At 59.7% G+C, this 19,468-nt stretch carries 17 protein-coding genes; 13 read left to right on the top strand and 4 right to left on the bottom strand.

From position 1 onward, the window contains the following. Window positions 1–137: 137 nt before the first annotated feature. A complete protein-coding gene (locus ACOZJV_RS10070; RefSeq protein WP_078471200.1) occupies window positions 138–2,066 on the bottom strand; it encodes a transglycosylase SLT domain-containing protein in 1,929 nt (642 codons plus the stop codon). Between the two features lie 213 nt (window positions 2,067–2,279). Between ACOZJV_RS10070 and ACOZJV_RS10065 the strand changes: the two genes are divergently transcribed. Further along, window positions 2,280–4,196: an ATP-binding cassette domain-containing protein gene (locus ACOZJV_RS10065; RefSeq protein ID WP_078471201.1), complete on the top strand. Its 1,917-nt coding sequence runs from the start codon at window positions 2,280–2,282 to the stop codon at window positions 4,194–4,196. A 67-nt stretch (window positions 4,197–4,263) separates the two neighbouring features. Here the strand turns inward: ACOZJV_RS10065 and ACOZJV_RS10060 are convergent, their stop codons facing one another. Then, window positions 4,264–4,701, bottom strand: a complete 438-nt coding sequence (locus ACOZJV_RS10060; protein ID WP_078471202.1) for a universal stress protein — start codon at window positions 4,699–4,701, stop codon at window positions 4,264–4,266. Between the two features lie 104 nt (window positions 4,702–4,805). On the opposite strand from ACOZJV_RS10060, the gene ACOZJV_RS10055 reads away from it, so the two are divergent. From ACOZJV_RS10055 to ACOZJV_RS10010, 10 genes are all read left to right on the top strand, one after another. After that, window positions 4,806–5,243: a hypothetical protein gene (locus tag ACOZJV_RS10055; RefSeq protein ID WP_201130228.1), complete on the top strand. Its 438-nt coding sequence runs from the start codon at window positions 4,806–4,808 to the stop codon at window positions 5,241–5,243. Window positions 5,244–5,822: 579 nt separating this feature from the next. Then, complete coding sequence (gene fadB, locus ACOZJV_RS10050) at window positions 5,823–7,970, top strand: fatty acid oxidation complex subunit alpha FadB (protein ID WP_421547514.1); 2,148 nt, start codon at window positions 5,823–5,825, stop codon at window positions 7,968–7,970. Window positions 7,971–8,002: 32 nt separating this feature from the next. After that, window positions 8,003–9,178: an acetyl-CoA C-acyltransferase FadA gene (gene fadA / locus ACOZJV_RS10045; RefSeq protein WP_008028488.1), complete on the top strand. Its 1,176-nt coding sequence runs from the start codon at window positions 8,003–8,005 to the stop codon at window positions 9,176–9,178. 100 nt (window positions 9,179–9,278) lie between these two features. After that, the gene (locus tag ACOZJV_RS10040; RefSeq protein WP_421547513.1) at window positions 9,279–9,515 is read left to right on the top strand and encodes a DUF1653 domain-containing protein; all 237 of its coding nucleotides are present in this window, start codon (window positions 9,279–9,281) and stop codon (window positions 9,513–9,515) included. A 114-nt stretch (window positions 9,516–9,629) separates the two neighbouring features. Then, the gene (topA, locus tag ACOZJV_RS10035) at window positions 9,630–12,239 is read left to right on the top strand and encodes a type I DNA topoisomerase (RefSeq protein ID WP_078471207.1); all 2,610 of its coding nucleotides are present in this window, start codon (window positions 9,630–9,632) and stop codon (window positions 12,237–12,239) included. A gap of 156 nt (window positions 12,240–12,395) precedes the next feature. After that, window positions 12,396–12,920, top strand: coding sequence for a DUF6586 family protein (locus tag ACOZJV_RS10030; protein WP_421547512.1), 525 nt, complete (start codon window positions 12,396–12,398; stop codon window positions 12,918–12,920). A gap of 49 nt (window positions 12,921–12,969) precedes the next feature. Next, window positions 12,970–13,986: a hypothetical protein gene (locus tag ACOZJV_RS10025; protein ID WP_421547511.1), complete on the top strand. Its 1,017-nt coding sequence runs from the start codon at window positions 12,970–12,972 to the stop codon at window positions 13,984–13,986. A 154-nt stretch (window positions 13,987–14,140) separates the two neighbouring features. After that, a complete protein-coding gene (locus ACOZJV_RS10020; protein WP_421547510.1) occupies window positions 14,141–15,157 on the top strand; it encodes a hypothetical protein in 1,017 nt (338 codons plus the stop codon). Between the two features lie 2 nt (window positions 15,158–15,159). Then, the gene (locus ACOZJV_RS10015; protein ID WP_421547509.1) at window positions 15,160–15,717 is read left to right on the top strand and encodes a LemA family protein; all 558 of its coding nucleotides are present in this window, start codon (window positions 15,160–15,162) and stop codon (window positions 15,715–15,717) included. A 147-nt stretch (window positions 15,718–15,864) separates the two neighbouring features. After that, window positions 15,865–16,098: a hypothetical protein gene (locus ACOZJV_RS10010; protein WP_078471281.1), complete on the top strand. Its 234-nt coding sequence runs from the start codon at window positions 15,865–15,867 to the stop codon at window positions 16,096–16,098. Window positions 16,099–16,204: 106 nt separating this feature from the next. Here the strand turns inward: ACOZJV_RS10010 and sulA are convergent, their stop codons facing one another. Both sulA and lexA read right to left on the bottom strand, forming a co-directional pair. Beyond that, complete coding sequence (sulA, locus tag ACOZJV_RS10005) at window positions 16,205–16,678, bottom strand: SOS-induced cell division inhibitor SulA (RefSeq protein ID WP_078471212.1); 474 nt, start codon at window positions 16,676–16,678, stop codon at window positions 16,205–16,207. 10 nt (window positions 16,679–16,688) lie between these two features. Beyond that, the gene (gene lexA, locus ACOZJV_RS10000; RefSeq protein ID WP_078471213.1) at window positions 16,689–17,297 is read right to left on the bottom strand and encodes a transcriptional repressor LexA; all 609 of its coding nucleotides are present in this window, start codon (window positions 17,295–17,297) and stop codon (window positions 16,689–16,691) included. Between the two features lie 252 nt (window positions 17,298–17,549). Between lexA and ACOZJV_RS09995 the strand changes: the two genes are divergently transcribed. After that, complete coding sequence (locus tag ACOZJV_RS09995; protein WP_078471214.1) at window positions 17,550–18,257, top strand: TetR/AcrR family transcriptional regulator; 708 nt, start codon at window positions 17,550–17,552, stop codon at window positions 18,255–18,257. Window positions 18,258–18,461: 204 nt separating this feature from the next. Further along, window positions 18,462–19,460, top strand: a complete 999-nt coding sequence (nagZ, locus tag ACOZJV_RS09990; protein ID WP_178102962.1) for a beta-N-acetylhexosaminidase — start codon at window positions 18,462–18,464, stop codon at window positions 19,458–19,460. Window positions 19,461–19,468: the final 8 nt, after the last annotated feature.

Raw genomic sequence — 19,468 nt, 5'->3', positions numbered from 1 at the left:
GGCAGCTCTAAGCCGCAAGCTACAAGCTTGTAGCGGTTTTTGAGGCGCATATAAAAATGCCCGCATTTCTCAAAGCGGGCATTTTGCTTTCAGGCTTGAGCTTGCGGCTTGTAGCTTACCGCTCGCCGCTGCTTCTCTTATTGATCGTCGAAATACCGCTCATGCCAATCCACCAGCGGCTGTGGCGAGTTGAGTTTCTGGCCGTAGATCACCGAGTACGACAGCACGTTCTGCACGTATTGCCGGGTTTCGTCGAAGGGGATGCTTTCAACCCAGACGTCGAAGCTCAGGTGGTCGGCGCCCTTGAGCCACTGGCGCACGCGGCCGGGGCCGGCGTTGTAGGCGGCGGAAGCGAGCACGCGGTTGCCGTTGAACTGGCTGTGGACCTGGCTCAGGTAGGCGGCGCCGAGCTGGATGTTCTTGTCCGGGTCCAGCACTTGCTGGGGTGATGCCAGGGGGATGCTGAACTTGCGCGCGGTTTCCTTGGCGGTGCCGGGCATCAGTTGCATCAGGCCGCTGGCGCCGACGCCGGAGCGGGCGTCGTCCATGAAGGCGCTTTCCTGGCGGGTGATGGCGAACACCCAGCTCGAATGCAGGCCGCGGACCTTGGCTTCGCGCACCAGGGTGTCGCGGTGGGCCATCGGGAAGCGGATGTCCAGGTCATCCCAGTACTGCGCCTGGCTGATGGTGCGGATGGCCGGGAAGTACCATTTAAGGTCATAGGCGAGCTTGGCCTGGGCCACCATTTCGTCACGGTTGAAGTGACGGCTGACGTGGTACCACTCGCGCCGGCCATCGACGATCTGGCCGCGGGCGTGGAACTCCAGGGCACGGCGCACGCCGGGGGTGTTGCGTACCTTGTTGATCAGCGCCTGGCTCATGACCAGGGGTTTGTTGACCAGGGAGTAGGGCGATTGCGAACGGTCGGCAGCCAGGAAACCATAGAAGTCGCGCTCGCGGGCCAGGTTCTTGTAGAGGGTCTGCGCCTGCGGATTCTGCGGCTGCGCCAGTTCCAGGCTGCGGGCCTGCCAGTAGCGCCAGCGGTTGGTGGTGGCCAGGTCCTGAGGCAGGCGTCGGGTCAGTTGATAGGCGTCGTCCCAGCGCGCCAGGCGCAGCAGCAGGCGCAGGCGCCATTCAGACACGGTGTTGTCCCGCAGCTCCGGGTCGTACTTGGTCATGACGTCCAGGGCGCGGCCGTCGAAGCGGCGCGCCAGGGTCAGGCCGATCTCACGGGCGATGGCGACTTTTTCATCGCGGGAGAAATGCATGCTGCTGGCGTAGCCGTCGAGCAGGGCCATGGCCTTGTCCGGATCCTGGCGGGCCAGGCGCCGCAGACCGAGGCTGACGATGTCGGACATCGGCTCATCGGCAGGGGTGAAGCGTGTGGGCTGGTTGAGCAGCTCCGGCTTTTGCGCCACTTCCACCAGCAAGCGCCCACGGGGGGCGAGGGTGGTCAGGCCGTTCACCAGGCTGTTGGCCAGCGGGTAGTTGCGGGCCTGGGCTGCGAGTTTGGTGCGCTCCCAGCGTTTCTGTTCGGTCAACTGGCCTTCGGCGGCCCACACGCCGAACAGGCCATCACAGGCGGCCGGCTGGCTCTTGCCGCTCAGCCAGAGTTTTTCTGCGTTGGCGTAGCCCTCGGCCTTGAGGTTGTGGCCGATCTGATACTGCGCGTTCAGGCAGTCCAGCTCGGTGAAGTTGAGTTTGGGGTCGTAGTACTTGACGAACGTCGCCCAGTCACCGCGATCGGCCAGCCAGCGCAACCAGCGCAACTTCATCCAGTTGGCCTGGGGCAGATCGCCATGTTCGGCGAGGAATTTCTCGATTTCGGCGTTGCTCGCGGTTTTCAGGCGCGCAGTCAGCTCGTCGTAGGCAAGGTAGGGTTCCAGCGGGTAATCGCTGAGGGCCTGGCTGTAGCGCATGTAGGGCCCGGAATCGCCTTTGGCCAAGGCGCGCTTGGCTTCATCGTAATACTGGCGTTGAGTGGAGAGGTCCACGGCCTGGGCGGATTGAGCAGCGGTGGCAGAAAGAAGCAAGCACGATAAAAGACTGAAAAGGCGACTGCGCATGAGACATCCGTGCAGAGAAATCATGACAAGTGCAAGCCACGCTCGCACTGAATTGTCCGTAGCTTAGCCTTTTGCCGCCAGCAGACGAAAGCTTTGCAGGCTGTGCGGCATCAGTTCGCAACATTTGTTATGCAGAGTGCTTCGACATTGAAAATGCCGGCCTTCTGCGGTCTCAAGTCAGGTAGAATGCGCGCCCGGTTTTTGGAGAAGCTCATGACCCTGCTCAAATTCAGCGATGTGTCCCTTGCTTTCGGCGCTATGCCGTTGTTGGACAAGGTGTCCTGGCAGATCGCCCGTGGTGAGCGGGTGTGCATCATCGGCCGAAACGGCACAGGCAAGTCCAGCATGATGAAGCTGGTCAAGGGCGATCAGAAGCCCGATGACGGCTCCGTCTGGCGCGCGCCTGGCCTCAAGATCGGCGAACTGCCGCAAGAATTGCCGGTGGCCGACGAGCGGACAGTGTTCGACGTGGTCGCCGAAGGCCTGGATGGCGTGGGCGCGTTGCTCGCCCAATACCATCACCTGGCGCAGAACTGCGTCACCGAAGAAGACCTGGACAAGCTGATGCATGTCCAGCAAGACCTCGAAGCCCGTGATGGCTGGCGCTTGCAGCAATTGGTCGACAGCACCCTGAGCCGCCTGCAACTGCCGGCCGACAAGACCCTCGCCGAATTGTCCGGCGGCTGGCGTCGTCGCGTGCTGCTGGCTCAGGCGCTGGTGTCCGAGCCGGACCTGCTGCTGCTCGACGAACCAACCAACCACCTGGACATCGGTGCGATTGCCTGGCTGGAAGAAGCCCTCAAGGATTTCCAGGGCGCCGTGCTGTTCATCACGCACGACCGTTCCTTCCTGCAGAACCTGGCGACCCGAATTCTCGAACTGGACCGTGGCGGCCTGATCGACTGGAACGGCGACTACGCCAGCTTCCTGGTGCACAAGGAGGCCTCGCTGGCCGCCGAGGAAACCGCCAACGCGCTGTTCGACAAGAAACTGGCCCAGGAAGAAGTCTGGATCCGCCAGGGCATCAAGGCTCGCCGCACCCGTAACGAAGGCCGTGTACGCGCCCTGAAAGCCTTGCGCGTCGAGCGCAGCGAGCGTCGCGAGCGTACCGGCAAAGCCAACATCCAGCTGGATACCGCCGACAAGTCCGGCAAGCAGGTCATGGTTCTGGAAAACGTGAGCTTCGCCCACCCGGGTGGCCCGTTCCTGATCAAGGACTTCTCTATGGTTCTGCAGCGCGGCGACCGTATCGGTCTGCTGGGCGCCAACGGCACCGGCAAGACCACGCTGCTGAAACTGATGCTCAACGGCCTGCAACCGACCAGCGGCACAGTGGAAGAGGGGACGCGCATCGACGTGGCCTACTTCGACCAGTTGCGCCATCAGCTGGACCTGGAGAAGACCGTGATCGACAACGTCGCCGAAGGTCGCGACTTTATCGATATCGATGGTCAGAGCCGTCATGTGCTGAGCTACCTCGGCGACTTCCTGTTCAGCCCGCAGCGTGCCCGCACGCCGGTCAAGGCGCTGTCGGGTGGTGAGCGTGCACGTCTGTTGCTGGCCAAACTGTTCAGCAAACCAGCCAACCTGCTGGTCCTCGACGAACCCACCAACGACCTCGACGTGGAAACCCTCGAACTGCTGGAGGAGGTGTTGCTGACCTTCAACGGCACCGTGCTGATGGTCAGTCACGACCGGGCATTCCTCGACAACGTGGTCACCAGCACCCTGGTCTTTGAAGGCGAAGGCAAGGTTCGTGAATACGTCGGCGGGTATCAGGACTGGCTGCGTCAGGGCGGCTCGCCGCGCCTGCTGGGCGTGACCGAGAACAAGTCGGGCAAGGCCGAGCTGAACTCCGCGGTGGTGGCTCCGGTGGTGGAAGCGGCACCGGTTCAGGAGGCTTCGGCGGCGAAGAAAAAGCTCAGCTACAAATTGCAGCGCGAGCTTGAAGCTCTGCCAGGTGAGATTGAAGCCATGGAGCAGCAGATTGCTGCGGTCGAGGCCGAGATGGCCGATGCCGGTTTCTATCAGCGTCCATCCACGGAAACAGCGGCGGTGATTGCCGGTTTGGAAAAGCTCAACGCTGACCTTGAAGTGTTGGTCGAGCGCTGGGCCGAGCTGGATGCCTGAGTGAATCAGCACTGACAAAAAGCCCGACGATGATGTCGGGCTTTTTGTAGGGGCTGGCGCGTAAGGCTTAGCGCTTGACCAGGTGCACCGCCAGTACGTCGCAAGGCGCGCCATGCAGCACGTCATTGGCGGTGGAGCCCAGCAGCAGGGCCAGGCCGTGTCGGCCGTGGCTGCCGACCACGATCAGGTCGCAAGCCTGCTCCTTGGCCAGATGGTGGATCTCTTGGCGTGGCTGGCCGTAGGTCAGGTGGCTGTATTCCTTGGACAGCTCGGGGTACTTGATGATCAGTCGGTCCAGACGCTCTTTGGCCTGGTCGAATTGTTGTTGCTGCAGTTGCGACAGGTCCATCGGCACATCGCCGCCGAACGCCATGGCCATGGGTTCGACAATATGCACCAGGGACAGCTTGGCGCCGTTGCTCACCGAAAGTTCGCGAGCGCGATGGATAACAGGATCGCACTCTTCGGTTAGATCTACAGCGACCAGAATATGGTGGTAGGACATGAGGTGCACCTCCTGAGGATTGCAATAGCTTCAAGTATGGCTGGTTTCAAGCGGGTTGGTCCAAAGGTGGCGCAACCCGCTCATCAAGAATCGGGAGTACAGATATGACGGTATGGATAGTGGTGTCAATCCTTGCGGTGGTCTTGAGCCCCCTGGCATGGTTGCGCCCCTCGCACCGCCAGAGCGGCCAGATAGCCATGCGCATGGAGGCGCGGCGTATCGGCCTGGCCATGCAGTTGGCGCCCCAGGAGTGGCCGCACTGGCTGGGACAGGAGCCGCCGAACCCGTGTCCGCAGTATCACCGGCCAAGGCGCAGCACCCAGCCGCTGTGCTTCAGCTATTGGCAGACCGCACCCGGGGTGTGGGTCAATCAGTGGCGTGAAGCATGCGTGGATGAGGCGTTGCTAGGGCATTTGGAAAAGTTGCCCGCCACCGTGTTCAAGATCGAGGCCGACAAGCAGATGATCGCCCTGTACTGGAACGAGCGCGGCGAGTTGAGCGTGCTGCAGGACATCGCCTCGGTGCTCAAGGCCCTGGCCTGAACCGGGCAGGCCTGGCGCTGCAATGGCGCAGGCCAAATCGCAGGCAATAAAAAGCCCGATATCATCATCGGGCCGGGGTTGGCCAGGCAGGCCGGTAATTCAGTCTTGAAACAGCGCGCCACTGGCTGGTGCGGGTCTTCGCGTGCGCTCGATCTTACGCCCTGTCTCGGATAAACGTGCAACGGTATCTATTCTGCGGTGGTTGCCAGCGTAGACGGTGTATCGGTGCCTGGCATAACAGTTAGGGCGAATTTTCTAACTATTGATTCTATGAATGGCAGAGGATACGCCGGCCTGTTGCTGCGAGCCCATGATATTGAAGTGACCGCAAAGTCGCATTTCAAACCGCATTTTGGGCGATTGACAATTGGTGGTTTTTCCCTGAATGTGGCGTACCCAAATCAAACGGGCGTATGAATTGAGCGTTTGTATTAGCAGGCGACTCTCGCAGAATCCCGACTATCGCGTCGGCGGGTGTGCCTGGCGGATTGGCATCAGCACCGACATTCAGGTCAGTGCCAAGCCAGAAGTCAGCGTCCGACGTGTACTGTTCAGCTTCCATATCGTGGAGATCAGTTGATGATTTACGAAGGTAAAGCCATCACGGTTAAGGCTCTTGAAAGTGGCATCGTCGAATTGAATTTCGACCTCAAGGGTGAGTCCGTCAACAAGTTCAACCGTCTAACCCTGAACGAACTGCGTCAGGCGGTAGACACCATCAAGGCAGATGCTTCGATCAAAGGTGTGATCGTCAGCAGTGGCAAGGACGTGTTTATCGTCGGCGCCGACATCACCGAATTTGTCGACAACTTCAAGCTGCCGGATGCAGAGCTTGTTGCAGGCAACCTCGAAGCCAACAAGATTTTCAGCGATTTCGAAGACCTCAACGTTCCGACCGTTGCCGCGATCAATGGCATCGCGCTGGGCGGCGGTCTGGAAATGTGCCTGGCGGCGGACTACCGCGTCATGGCCGCCAGCGCCAAGATCGGCCTGCCGGAAGTCAAACTGGGCATCTACCCGGGCTTCGGCGGTACCGTGCGTCTGCCGCGCATCATCGGTGCCGACAACGCCATCGAGTGGATTGCCGCCGGCAAGGAAAACCGTGCTGAAGACGCGCTGAAAGTCGGCGCCGTCGATGCCGTCGTCGCCTTGGACAAACTCAAGGATGCCGCGCTGGAGCTGATCAAGCGTGCCATCTCCGGTGAATTCGACTACAAGGCCAAGCGTCAGCCGAAGCTGGAAAAGCTCAAGCTCAACGCGATCGAACAAATGATGGCTTTCGAAACCGCCAAAGGTTTCGTAGCCGGCCAGGCTGGCCCGAACTATCCGGCCCCGGTTGAAGCGATCAAGACCATCCAGAAGGCCGCGAACTTCGGTCGCGACAAAGCCCTGGAAGTCGAGGCCGCAGGCTTCGTCAAACTGGCCAAGACCTCTGCCGCGCAGAGCCTGATCGGTCTGTTCCTGAACGATCAGGAGCTGAAGAAAAAGGCCAAGGCCTACGACGAAATCGCCAAGGACGTGAAGCAGGCTGCCGTACTCGGCGCCGGCATCATGGGTGGCGGTATCGCTTATCAGTCGGCATCCAAGGGTACGCCGATCCTGATGAAGGACATCAACGAGCACGGTATCGAGCAGGGCCTGGCAGAAGCCGCCAAGCTGCTGGTAGGCCGCGTTGATAAAGGCCGCATGACCGCCGCGAAGATGGCTGAAGTGCTCAACGGCATTCGTCCGACCCTGTCCTACGGTGACTTCGGCCACGTCGACCTGGTGGTCGAAGCGGTTGTCGAGAACCCGAAGGTCAAGCAGGCGGTATTGGCTGAAGTCGAAGACAAGGTCAAAGAGGACACCATCCTCGCGTCCAACACCTCGACCATTTCCATCACCTTGCTGGCCAAGGCCCTCAAGCGTCCGGAAAACTTCGTCGGCATGCACTTCTTCAACCCGGTGCACATGATGCCGCTGGTGGAAGTGATCCGTGGCGAGAAGTCCAGCGAGCTGGCTGTTGCCACCACCGTTGCCTACGCCAAGAAAATGGGCAAGAACCCGATCGTGGTCAACGACTGCCCGGGCTTTTTGGTCAACCGCGTCCTGTTCCCGTACTTCGGCGGTTTCGCCAAGCTGGTCAGCGCCGGTGTGGACTTCGTCCGTATCGACAAGATCATGGAAAAATTCGGCTGGCCAATGGGCCCGGCGTACCTGATGGACGTGGTCGGCATCGACACCGGCCACCACGGTCGTGACGTGATGGCTGAAGGCTTCCCGGACCGCATGAAAGACGACCGCCGCTCGGCAGTCGACGTGCTCTACGAAGCCAAGCGCCTGGGCCAGAAGAACGGCAAGGGCTTCTACGCCTACGAGACCGACAAGAAGGGCAAGCAGAAGAAAGTCGCCGACCCGTCGGTGCTGGAAGTGCTCAAGCCGATTGTCTACGAGCAGCGTGAAGTCACTGACGAAGACATCATCAACTGGATGATGATCCCGCTGTGCCTGGAGACCGTGCGTTGCCTGGAAGACGGCATCGTCGAAACCGCCGCCGAAGCTGACATGGGCCTGGTCTACGGTATTGGTTTCCCTCCATTCCGTGGCGGTGCGCTGCGCTACATCGACTCTATCGGTGTCGCAGAGTTTGTTGCCCTGGCCGACCAGTACGCTGATTTGGGCGCGCTGTACCACCCGACCGCAAAACTGCGTGAAATGGCCAAGACTGGCCAGCGGTTCTTCGGTTAAGCGTCCAAACACTAGAGCGAGAGTGAAATTTTATGAGCTTGAATCCTAGAGACGTCGTGATTGTCGACTTCGGTCGTACTCCGATGGGCCGCTCCAAGGGCGGCATGCACCGCAACACCCGCGCCGAAGACATGTCGGCGCACCTGATCAGCAAACTGCTGGAACGCAACGTCAAGGTCGATCCGAACGAAGTCGAGGATGTGATCTGGGGCTGCGTCAACCAGACCCTGGAGCAGGGCTGGAACATCGCGCGCATGGCGTCGCTGATGACCCAGATCCCGCATACGGCTGCCGGCCAGACTGTCAGCCGCCTCTGCGGCTCGTCGATGAGCGCGCTGCACACTGCTGCGCAAGCGATCATGACCGGTAATGGTGACGTGTTCGTGGTCGGCGGCGTCGAGCATATGGGCCACGTGAGCATGATGCACGGTGTCGATCCGAACCCGCACATGTCGCTGTACGCGGCAAAAGCCTCGGGCATGATGGGCCTGACCGCTGAAATGCTCGGCAAGATGCACGGCATTACCCGCGAGCAGCAGGATGCCTTCGGCGTGCGCTCCCACCAACTCGCCCACAAGGCGACGGTGGAAGGCAAGTTCAAGGACGAAATCATCCCGATGCAGGGCTACGACGAGAATGGCTTCTTGAAGCTGTTCGACTATGACGAAACCATTCGTCCGGAAACCACCCTGGAAAGCCTGGCGGCACTCAAGCCAGCGTTCAACCCCAAGGGCGGCACCGTGACGGCTGGTACTTCGTCGCAGATCACCGATGGTGCCTCGTGCATGATCGTGATGTCGGCGCAGCGTGCCCAGGACCTGGGCATCCAGCCTCTGGCGGTGATTCGCTCGATGGCCGTGGCGGGTGTGGACCCGGCGATCATGGGCTATGGTCCAGTACCGGCGACCCAGAAAGCACTCAAGCGTGCAGGCCTGGGCATCAACGATATCGACTTCTTCGAGCTCAACGAAGCTTTCGCCGCACAGGCCCTGCCAGTGCTGAAAGATCTGAAAGTACTCGACAAGATGAACGAGAAGGTTAACCTGCACGGCGGCGCGATCGCCCTGGGTCACCCGTTCGGTTGTTCCGGTGCCCGTATCTCCGGCACATTGCTGAACGTGATGAAGCAGAATGGCGGCACCTTTGGGGTGGCCACCATGTGCATTGGTCTCGGCCAAGGCATCTCCACCGTCTTCGAACGCGTTTAAGCGTCTCGTTGATGGAAGCCGGGGCCAAGTGCCCCGGTTTTTGTTTTTCGGAAGATTTATTTTGTTTTTATTTTGAAAAGATTTGTGTGAGGGCCAAAGCATGCCGTTACAACCCGGGCTCTATCAGCATTACAAGGGGCCGCAGTACCGCGTTTTCAACGTGGCGCGGCACTCGGAAACCGAAGAAGAAGTGGTGTTCTACCAAGCCCTGTATGGCGATTACGGCTTCTGGGTGCGTCCCTTGAGCATGTTCCTGGAGTCCGTCGAGGTTGACGGCGAGCAGGTGCCACGCTTTGCTTTGGTGCAGGCCGAAGCCAGTCTTTTTTCAAAGGAATAAGCGCAGGTCGCGCAGTACCCTGCGCTTGACCTCACCTTGTTGCCACTATATATAGCGGTGCCGCGTCAGGCGCCAACCGCCTTTCTCTTCTCGAATTCAGGAATTTTCTGATCCATGGGCAAATCGCTGGTCATTGTGGAATCCCCGGCTAAGGCCAAGACCATCAACAAGTACTTGGGTAACCAATACGTGGTGAAGTCGAGTATCGGCCATATCCGAGACCTGCCCACCAGCGGTTCGGCGAGCGCCGCCAAGGAGCCTGCCAAGCGTGGCAAGGCCGCTGCAGGCGAAGCTCCGGCCTTGTCGCCTAAAGAAAAGGCGCGCAAGCAGCTGGTCTCGCGCATGGGTGTCGATCCGGAACACGGCTGGAAAGCCAAGTACGAGATCCTTCCTGGCAAGGAAAAGGTCATCGAAGAGCTGCGCCGGCTCGCCAAGGATGCTGACACCATCTATCTCGCAACCGACTTGGACCGCGAAGGGGAGGCTATTGCCTGGCACCTGCGGGAAGCCATCGGTGGTGACGACAGCCGCTACAAGCGCGTGGTGTTCAACGAAATTACCAAGAAGGCGATTCAGGAAGCCTTTTCCAAGCCGGGCGAGCTGGACATCGATCGTGTCAACGCCCAGCAGGCGCGGCGTTTCCTCGACCGTGTCGTGGGCTACATGGTGTCGCCGCTGCTGTGGGCCAAGATCGCTCGTGGCCTGTCCGCCGGTCGCGTGCAGTCGGTAGCCGTGAAGCTGGTGGTGGAGCGTGAGCGCGAGATTCGTGCGTTCAACCCGGAAGAGTACTGGGAAGTCCATGCCGACCTCGGTACAGCCAAGGGCGCCAAGGTGCGTTTTGATGTGGCCCGTGAAAACGGCGAGGCCTTCAAGCCGCTCAATGAAGCCCAGGCCATGGCCGCGCTGGAGAAGCTCAAGGCTTCCAGCTACAGCATCGTCAAGCGTGAAGACAAGCCGACCAGCAGCAAGCCTTCGGCGCCGTTCATCACCTCCACCCTGCAGCAGGCCGCGAGCAACCGCCTGGGCTTCGGGGTGAAGAAAACCATGATGATGGCCCAGCGTCTGTATGAAGCGGGCTACATCACGTATATGCGTACCGACTCGACCAACCTTTCGGCCGATGCCGTGGCGATGGCGCGTACTTATATTGAAGGTGAGTTCGGCAAGAAGTACCTGCCGGAAACCCCGAACGTCTACAGCAGCAAGGAAGGCGCACAAGAGGCTCACGAAGCGATTCGTCCTTCCGATGCCAACACCGAGCCAAGCAAGCTGTCGGGCATGGAGCGTGATGCTGAGCGGCTCTACGAGCTGATCTGGCGCCAATTCCTGGCTTGCCAGATGCTGCCGGCGCAATACCTCTCGACCACCGTCAGCGTCGCCGCTGGAGACTTCGAGCTGCGTGCCAAGGGCCGCATCCTGAAGTTCGACGGTTACACCCGCGTCATGCCGCAAATCAGCAAGCCGGGCGATGACGATGTATTGCCGGATATGGCTCAGGGCGACGTGCTCAAGCTGATCAAGCTCGATCCGAGCCAGCACTTCACCAAGCCGCCGGCGCGCTACTCCGAAGCCAGCCTGGTCAAGGAAATGGAAAAACGCGGTATCGGTCGTCCTTCGACCTACGCGGCGATCATTTCGACGATTCAGGACCGCGGCTACGTAGCGCTGCATAACCGTCGTTTCTATTCGGAAAAAATGGGCGACATCGTTACCGAGCGTCTTTCGGAAAGCTTCTCCAACCTTATGGACTACGGCTTTACCGCCGGCATGGAAGAGAACCTCGATGACGTGGCGCAGGGCGAGCGCGACTGGAAAAGCGTGCTCGACGAGTTCTACGGCGACTTCAAGAAGAAACTCGAAGTAGCCGAAAGCGCTGAAAGCGGCATGCGTGCCAATCAGCCAGTGATGACCGATATTCCGTGCCTGACCTGCGGCCGGCCGATGCAGATCCGCACTGCCTCTACTGGTGTGTTCCTCGGTTGCTCGGGCTACAGCCTGCCGCCGAAAGAGCGTTGCAAGGCCACCGTGAACCTGGTGCCGGGTGATGAAATTGCCGCGGATGACGAGGGTGAATCCGAATCCCTGGTACTGCGCGGCAAGCACCGTTGCCCGATCTGCAGCACCGCGATGGACGCCTACCTGCTGGATGAGAAGCGCAAGCTGCACATCTGCGGTAACAACCCGGATTGCGCCGGTTACGAGATCGAGGAAGGCAGCTACCGGATCAAGGGTTATGAAGGCCCGAGCCTGGAATGCGACAAGTGCGGCAGCGAGATGCAACTCAAGACCGGCCGTTTCGGCAAGTTCTTCGGTTGCACCAACCCGACCTGCAAAAACACCCGCAAGCTGCTGAAAAGCGGTGACGCGGCGCCGCCGAAGATGGACCCGGTGAAGATGCCTGAGCTGAAATGCGAAAAGGTCAACGACACCTACATCCTGCGTGACGGCGCTTCGGGACTGTTCCTGGCTGCCAGCCAGTTCCCGAAAAACCGCGAAACCCGTGCGCCGCTGGTGATCGAGATCCTGCCGCACAAGGACGAGATCGATCCGAAGTACCACTTCCTCTGTGATGCACCGCAGAAGGACCCGGACGGTCGTCCAGCGGTGATCCGTTACAGTCGCAAGACCAAGGAGCAGTACGTGCAGACCGAGGTGGACGGCAAGCCTACCGGCTGGAAAGCGTTCTACGACGGCGGCAAATGGAAGGTCGAAGACAAGCGTTGATAGGGTGATGCCCGGGTTCATTTCCGGGTGCTGAAGACAGGCCGCGTGCGCTCTCAAGGGCTACGCGGCCTTTCTTTTGGCTTGCGGTTGGCGGGAATGATCCACGACACTGTGCGACCAGCTCGCTGTTTTCTTTCCGTTGTGGAGGCTGCCGTCATGGCCCACGAACTCTATACCCGTACCAATCAGAAAATTTACTTCGCCGGCTTATCCCTTGAGGCGTTGGCCCGGGCCGAGGAAGGGCGGGCGATGAACGCCCAGGCGCTGGTACAGGCCGGTCGCGAGTCGGTGCTGTTTCACTTGTACGGTGCGTTGCTGGGGCTGTGTCATGAGATTGCGGGGTTCTATCGCTTGCCCCAGGCCAATGCAGCCCGTGCGGAATTGATCCTGACCCGTGAGGTGCTGGACAGCCTTGCGATCCCCGAACTCGCCGAGTTGGTCGAGTTGGCGCAAAACCGCGAAACCTGGCTGGCGAAACTGCTGGCGGCTCATGCCGCGCTGTTCCAGCCGCCGCGTGCCCCGCACAAGCCCAAGGGCGACGTTACCCAGCCGTTGATTGTGGCTGTCAGCCTGGATGAAGAAGAGCCGGTGGATGAGTTGAGCCGGGAGGAGCTGGAAAGCTGGCGGCAGAACCTCAAGGCCCTGGCGATTCGCTTTCGCGATGGCTTGAACGAATGCTGAGGCCGAGCGCGGATTGATCCGCGCTCAGGGGTGAGATCAAGGATGAATCATGTTGTTTTTCTTGCGTGATCACGCGTTGAATCGATTGTTGCAAGACTGCCAGGTACGGGTCACTCGGGCCCAGTCCACGGCCGACCTGTTAGACGTGCTGGACAGGCTTGAAGTCTTCCCCGGTGAGCTGGAGTTTGATCACGCGCAGTCAATACTGCTGCTGGTAGTGGCCTTTGTTTCGCTGGTCGTTGCGCTGTTGATGGACGGCATGGGTGGCATGGTCTGGGTGGCCGTGGCGTGTTGTATTTTCAGCTACTACGTGAAGAAAGGACTCTCTGGTTCGCTGACGGAGCTGTCGGCGAGTATCGCCCGCAAGTGTGCGCTGTTCAGCAATGGCTTGAGCGAGCCAGACAGCAGTGCTGACTGGTGCCTGACGAAGCTCGACAGCCAATTCGGTGATTACCGGCGCGGTAATGAGCGGCGTCATATTGTGGCCTCGGCCCAGGGTGTCTACCAAGGCGCCCGCCATTCGCTGGCGTTCGAGTATCACCATCTGCTTTACGTAAACGCCGTCAGTGAGCGGGGCGCCAGCGGTTACAGGACCGCCTATAAAAGCTTCGATCGCTATAGCCTGGTGCTGGAGTTTCCCTGGTTGAAGGGGATTTCGGTCCAGTCCGACCCTCTGGAAATGCCCTTGGCGGGTCAGCGCTTCAAAACCGACTGCGACGAATTCGATCGCGCTTTTCTGCTGCGAAGCAGTGATCAGGCCCGTTTCGAAAGCTTCGCCACGCCCGCGACCTTGAGCCTGCTGTTGGACTTATCACGGCTTTTGAACAAGGTGAATCTGGAGTTCTCCAGTGAGGGCCGGCTCTGCCTGAGCTTTGATAATGCAGAAGTCTTTGCCCATGCCGATCCGGGGTCGCTCAGTGACCTGGCGGCGTTTCGCCAGCGGATGATCGAGGGCATCGCGTTACCGGGGCTTAATCCGGTACTGGAGCGCATGCATCGGTTGGCGGAGCTGCACGACCATCCGCTTGATCATCTTTTGGCCGTCACCAAGAAAGTGGCGCTGTAACCTGCGCAGGCTTTGACGTGGCTCCCTCACCTGAAAAACCCGAAAGAGCGACCGGCCATGGCTGGTACAATTCCGACCTTTCGTGGAAGCCGGCCATCAGGCCTGCGCCATCTACAGAAAGTTCTGAATCCAGCAGATTGATCAAGGAAGAGTGATGCAGTTTCTGAAACATGATGCTGAGTTGGTCCGGCTCCTGGAGCGCAGTGACTCAGAGGTCGCACGCGCCAGGTCCAATGACGATCTGTTGCAAATCATCGATAACCTCAAGTCGTTCAAGGGGGGGCTGACGTTCGATCATGCTCTGCCTTTGGTGTTGCTGCTGCTGGCCATCGTTTCGGCGATACCGGCCATGGCGGGCGTGATCTGGATGTGGTTTGCCACCGGATGCCTGGGGTTTGCCAGCCTGTATACCTGGATGAGCCGCGCCAATGTCATTGATGATCTGCCGAAGAAAATAGCCCGCAAATGCTCCTTTCTCAGTAACGGCCTGCGCGATCCGGGCGGTTCCGCCGATGAGCGTTTCCAGCGATTGAGCGAAGAGTTCGATGACTATGACCGCGGCAATGACAGCCGCCGCATTACGGACTCGGCCAAAGGTGTCTATCAGGGGACGCTGCACCAGCTGTCCTTTGTTTTTCACCACCTGTATTACGTGAATTCCCGCGATAAAACCGACTCTGACGGCAAGACCGAGAGGATCTATACCGGTTTTGATCGCTACAGCCTGGTGGTGGATTTTCCCTGGGTCAAAGGTGTGAAGGCGCGCACTCATCCTTCGAATAAAAAAAGAACCAAGCTCAAGGGGTTCGACACTACGTCCGATGAATTCAATCGGGTGTTCAGCCTGAGTGGCGAGAGCGAGTTGGCTTGCGCGAAGTTCGCGACGCCCACCACCCTGGCGTTCTTGCTCAACCTTTCCCGACGGCTGACGAATGTGAATCTGGAATTTTCCGATCAAGGCCGCCTGTGCCTGAGTTTCGATAATCCCGAGGTCATGGCCTACAAGGACCCTGGGACGCTAAAAGACCTGTCGGCCTTCTACGCCAATATCAAACAAGGACTGGAACTGCCGGGTCTGTTCCCAGTCCTGGCGTTGGTGCACGAGCTGGCAGAGTTGCATGACAATAATTTCGAGCCTGCCTTGAAAGCCACTGATGAAATGGAGCGGTAAGTATGGAATTGTTGTTGATCATCGCGGTTGCCGTGGGAGTCCTGGCCTATGTGCACTACAACAAGATCGTCAGTGCCTATAACCGCGTGCAACGCGCCTGGTCGGATGTGCTGACCTATGAGCGGCAGAAGATCAAGGTGCTGGATGTGCTAGAGCCGCAGGTGGCTGGTTTTCAGGAGTACGAAAGTCAGTTGCTGGAGAAGATAGTCGGGCTGCGCACGGCCATCACCAGCTTGCCATCGGTTGCGGATGGCGATGCGCTGAAGTCGGTGGATCAGGGCACCAAAGCGTTGCTGGGGGGATTGAACCTGGCGTTTGAGGCGTACCCGGATCTCAAGTCTGCAGGCTTGTTGAACAACTTGATGCGCGAGGTTGCCGAGCAGGAGAGCAATATCGGTGGCGCTATTACGCTGTTCAACCTGAGTGTGGAGAATTTCAATAACACCATTCAGTTGTTCCCTGGTTCCGTGGTCAATCAACTGACCCTGAAGAAGTCGCTGATCACTCCGTTCTCCGACAGCCAGGCCTCGGCAGGTTTTGGATACAAACCCAATTTCTGAAGGCCCTGGCATGCTGCGCTGTCGGCTCGGCTAGAGGTTTGATGTGTGGGGCCAGGGTGGAAGCTCTCGCGCCCCATACGCAAGATCCTGAGCGGGGCGGGGGCGATGACTGATATAATCGCGCCCTTTCGTGGAGAACAGACCTTTATGCCAACGTCCTTTCTAGAAATTGTCGAGTTGCCAGACGGCCGTATCGAGCTGCGCAGAGCTGAGGACGAGGGTTCTCTGGTTACTTTGGATTTCTCCGAGGATGCCAAAGCCTTTTTGCAAGGTCAGCACGTGGAAGTGGCAAAAGCCATGTTGAGCGTCGGCGTACAGATGGCTGGACGTCTGGTTGAAGGCGAAATCGAGAAGGAAGATGGGCCGCGGGTTCTTCACTGAGTCCGTTTGTCGGTTTTTCAGCGGTTATTCGTCGCTTTATATCGGCTTCTCAATCCTGGAGAAGCCCTGTGTCATTTGAACGACTACGGGTCGAGACCCCTCTCTACTAGCCCAGGCGGATATTCAGGCTCTGCGCATCACCCGTGCGCGCGGCGCTGATCAATTGCTGCTTGGCGTTGCTGCTCAGCGGGTTGAGCCAACTGACCACGGTATGGCTACGGCCCAGGCGCAGTGCCTCGCAGGTCAGTTGTTGAGCACTTTGCGAGCCCCTTGGCTGCAGCAGTAGGATCCGCTCGCGATTGAGCCCGGCATCTCGCAACCAGGCCTGGGTCAGGCTGGAGGGTGGGGCGATCAGGGTCAGCCAGCGTGCATCCTGCTCTTCGCTCAGCTCCCTCAGGATTGGGGCCAGCAAGCTCAGGCAGCTCCCCGCCGCACCGCGTAACGACAGTTCACTGAAAACTTCCGGATCGTTATTCCAGGGCGTCTCGACTACTTCGTTGAGCAGCGGTGCCAGGGGCTGCATCATGAATGCTTCGAACAGTGGCAGTTGTGTTTGCTGTGGTGCGTGTGGGAACTGCATAAAGCCTCCTTTAGCGGCGAATCACGCCGACACTCAAGCCTTCGATCACCAGTTCCTGATCTTTCAGGTTGACTTCGATGGGGGCAAACTCAGGGTTTTCGGCAATCAGGAAGACTTTGCTGCCTTCACGCTTGAAGCGTTTTACCGTGACCTCATCACCGATGCGCGCCACCACGATCTGGCCGTTACGGGCCTCGCGAGTGGTGTGAACGGCAAGCAGGTCACCGTCGAAAATGCCGATGTCTTTCATGCTCATGCCGTTGACGCGCAGCAGGTAGTCGGCACGGGGGTGAAAGAAGGTCGGGTTGATGTTGCAGGACTCTTCAATGTGCTGCTGGGCAAGAATCGGCGCGCCGGCCGCAACACGACCAATGATCGGTAGGGTGGAGTCGTCATTCTTGGCTTCGAAGCCGGGGATCCGGATGCCGCGAGAGGCGCCTGGGGTCATCTCGATCGCGCCCTTGCGGGCCAGGGCCTTGAGGTGTTCCTCGGCGGCGTTGGGCGATTTGAAGCCGAGCTCCTGGGCGATTTCCGCACGGGTTGGCGGATAGCCGTTGTCGTCAAGGCAGCGTTTGATAAAGGCCAGAATCTCAGCTTGGCGTGGCGTCAGTTTTATCATCTCGATCGCTCTGTCTTTTTATACAGTGACTGGGATTATATACAGTGAATCGTACTTGGCAATCCTCCTTTTTTCCGCTGCCGCCGGGCGGTCACCGTGGGGGTGGCGGGGCCTTGCCGGGCGAGGCTGGCTACAGCGGGCTGCAGGTGTGATTAAATAGCTGACTGGCCGGCCGCAAAACGGACCGGCAGGCTTGACAATACAAGGGCTGAAACGTATGTTTCAAACAAGTGTTTGTCAGGCGGAGTAGTCATGGCCCAGTCGGAAACCGTTGAACGCATTCTTGATGCTGCGGAACAGTTGTTCGCGGAGAAAGGTTTTGCCGAGACTTCATTGCGGCTGATCACCAGCAAGGCCGGGGTCAACCTGGCGGCGGTGAATTATCATTTCGGTTCAAAAAAGGCCCTGATCCAGGCAGTGTTTTCACGCTTCCTGGGGCCGTTCTGCGCGAGCCTCGATCGAGAGCTCGAACGTCGCCAGTCCAAGCCGGACAACAAGCCAAGCCTCGAAGAACTGCTGGAAATCCTCGTCGAGCAGGCGCTGGTGGTGCAACCACGCAGCGGCAACGACCTGTCGATCTTCATGCGTTTGCTGGGGCTGGCCTTCAGTCAGAGCCAGGGTCACTTGCGGCGTTATCTGGAAGATATGTACGGCAAGGTCTTTCGCCGCTACATGTTGCTGGTCAACGAAGCGGCTCCGCGTATTCCTCCCATCGAATTGTTCTGGCGCGTGCACTTCATGCTCGGTGCTGCGGCGTTCAGCATGTCCGGGATCAAGGCGTTGCGGGCCATTGCCGAGACCGATTTCGGGGTCAATACCTCGATCGAGCAGGTGATGCGCCTGATGGTACCGTTCCTCGCGGCCGGGATGCGCGCCGAAACCGGCGTCACCGATGACGCCATGGCCAGCGCGCAGTTGAAGCCGCGCAGCAAATCGGCCCCGGCAGTCGCCAAGGCCTGATCGCACGGGTGGGCGCGGCAGCTTACATCCGCTAAGCTAGCCGCCCATGCCGACTCTGGTTTTACACCTCTTTTCACTCTCTTCGCCGACTGCGGTTTGCCGGGTTGTATTCGTGGCAAGCCGTTGCTGTGCCCGCGTCTTGCCGGCACGATGTTCGGCGCCGGGCATGCACCGGGTTACTAAGGATTTTCTATGAGCGCTGGCCTGCAAGGCTCCTTGATGGTGGACGTCGCCGGTACCTGGCTGACGGCCGAAGATCGCCAACTTCTGCGCCAGCCCGAAGTGGGCGGCCTGATCATTTTTGCCCGTAACATCGAACATCCACGCCAGGTGCGCGAGTTGAGCGCAGCCATTCGTGCCATTCGCCCCGACCTGTTGCTGGCTGTGGACCAGGAGGGCGGCCGTGTGCAGCGCCTGCGCCAGGGGTTCGTGCGGCTGCCGGCCATGCGCGCTATTGCCGACAATCCGAATGCCGAGTACCTGGCCGAGCAGTGTGGCTGGATCATGGCCACAGAAGTGCTGGCGGTCGGGCTGGACCTGAGTTTCGCCCCGGTGCTGGACCTCGACTATCAGCGCAGTGCGGTGGTCGGCAGCCGTTCCTTTGAGGGCGATCCAGAGCGTGCTGCGCTGCTGGCCGGCGCCTTTATCCGCGGGATGAACAGCGCGGGCATGGCGGCTACCGGCAAGCATTTCCCCGGGCACGGTTGGGCCGAGGCGGATTCCCATGTGGCGATTCCCAATGACGAGCGCAGCCTCGACGAGATTCGCGCCAAGGACCTGGTTCCCTTCGCCCGCCTGAGCAGGCAGCTCGCCGCAGTCATGCCGGCCCACGTGATCTATCCACAGGTAGACCCCCAGCCCGCCGGCTTCTCCCGGCGCTGGTTGCAGGACATCCTGCGCGGCGAATTGCAGTTCGATGGCGTGATCTTCAGCGACGACCTGTCGATGGCAGGCGCCCACGTGGTCGGCGATGCGGCCAGCCGGATCGAGGCGGCGCTGTCGGCCGGGTGTGACATGGGGCTGGTGTGCAACGACCGTGCTGCCGCCGAGCTGGCCCTCAGTGCTGCCCAGCGGCTCAAGGTCAAGCCCTCGGCCCGGATTGCGCGGATGCGCGGGCAGGCCGTTGCCAGCACCGAATATCGCCAGAACCCGCGCTGGCTGACTGCGCTTGGCGCGCTCAAAGATGCCCAACTGATCGATTAAGGACTTTT

The sequence above is a fragment of the Pseudomonas sp. QD4 genome, assembly GCF_049199125.1.
Lineage (GTDB): Bacteria > Pseudomonadota > Gammaproteobacteria > Pseudomonadales > Pseudomonadaceae > Aquipseudomonas.
This window is presented reverse-complemented; position numbering and strand designations above follow the sequence as displayed.

Excerpts from the sequence above, each read along its gene's own strand:
- ACOZJV_RS10070 (WP_078471200.1), bottom strand. The coding sequence starts at position 2,066 with ATGCGCAGTCGCCTTTTCAGTCTTTTATCGTGCTTGCTTCTTTCTGCC.
- ACOZJV_RS10065 (WP_078471201.1), top strand. The coding sequence starts at position 2,280 with ATGACCCTGCTCAAATTCAGCGATGTGTCCCTTGCTTTCGGCGCTATG.
- ACOZJV_RS10060 (WP_078471202.1), bottom strand. The coding sequence starts at position 4,701 with ATGTCCTACCACCATATTCTGGTCGCTGTAGATCTAACCGAAGAGTGC.
- ACOZJV_RS10055 (WP_201130228.1), top strand. The coding sequence starts at position 4,806 with ATGACGGTATGGATAGTGGTGTCAATCCTTGCGGTGGTCTTGAGCCCC.
- fadB (WP_421547514.1), top strand. The coding sequence starts at position 5,823 with ATGATTTACGAAGGTAAAGCCATCACGGTTAAGGCTCTTGAAAGTGGC.
- fadA (WP_008028488.1), top strand. The coding sequence starts at position 8,003 with ATGAGCTTGAATCCTAGAGACGTCGTGATTGTCGACTTCGGTCGTACT.
- ACOZJV_RS10040 (WP_421547513.1), top strand. The coding sequence starts at position 9,279 with ATGCCGTTACAACCCGGGCTCTATCAGCATTACAAGGGGCCGCAGTAC.
- topA (WP_078471207.1), top strand. The coding sequence starts at position 9,630 with ATGGGCAAATCGCTGGTCATTGTGGAATCCCCGGCTAAGGCCAAGACC.
- ACOZJV_RS10030 (WP_421547512.1), top strand. The coding sequence starts at position 12,396 with ATGGCCCACGAACTCTATACCCGTACCAATCAGAAAATTTACTTCGCC.
- ACOZJV_RS10025 (WP_421547511.1), top strand. The coding sequence starts at position 12,970 with ATGTTGTTTTTCTTGCGTGATCACGCGTTGAATCGATTGTTGCAAGAC.
- ACOZJV_RS10020 (WP_421547510.1), top strand. The coding sequence starts at position 14,141 with ATGCAGTTTCTGAAACATGATGCTGAGTTGGTCCGGCTCCTGGAGCGC.
- ACOZJV_RS10015 (WP_421547509.1), top strand. The coding sequence starts at position 15,160 with ATGGAATTGTTGTTGATCATCGCGGTTGCCGTGGGAGTCCTGGCCTAT.
- ACOZJV_RS10010 (WP_078471281.1), top strand. The coding sequence starts at position 15,865 with ATGCCAACGTCCTTTCTAGAAATTGTCGAGTTGCCAGACGGCCGTATC.
- sulA (WP_078471212.1), bottom strand. The coding sequence starts at position 16,678 with ATGCAGTTCCCACACGCACCACAGCAAACACAACTGCCACTGTTCGAA.
- lexA (WP_078471213.1), bottom strand. The coding sequence starts at position 17,297 with ATGATAAAACTGACGCCACGCCAAGCTGAGATTCTGGCCTTTATCAAA.
- ACOZJV_RS09995 (WP_078471214.1), top strand. The coding sequence starts at position 17,550 with ATGGCCCAGTCGGAAACCGTTGAACGCATTCTTGATGCTGCGGAACAG.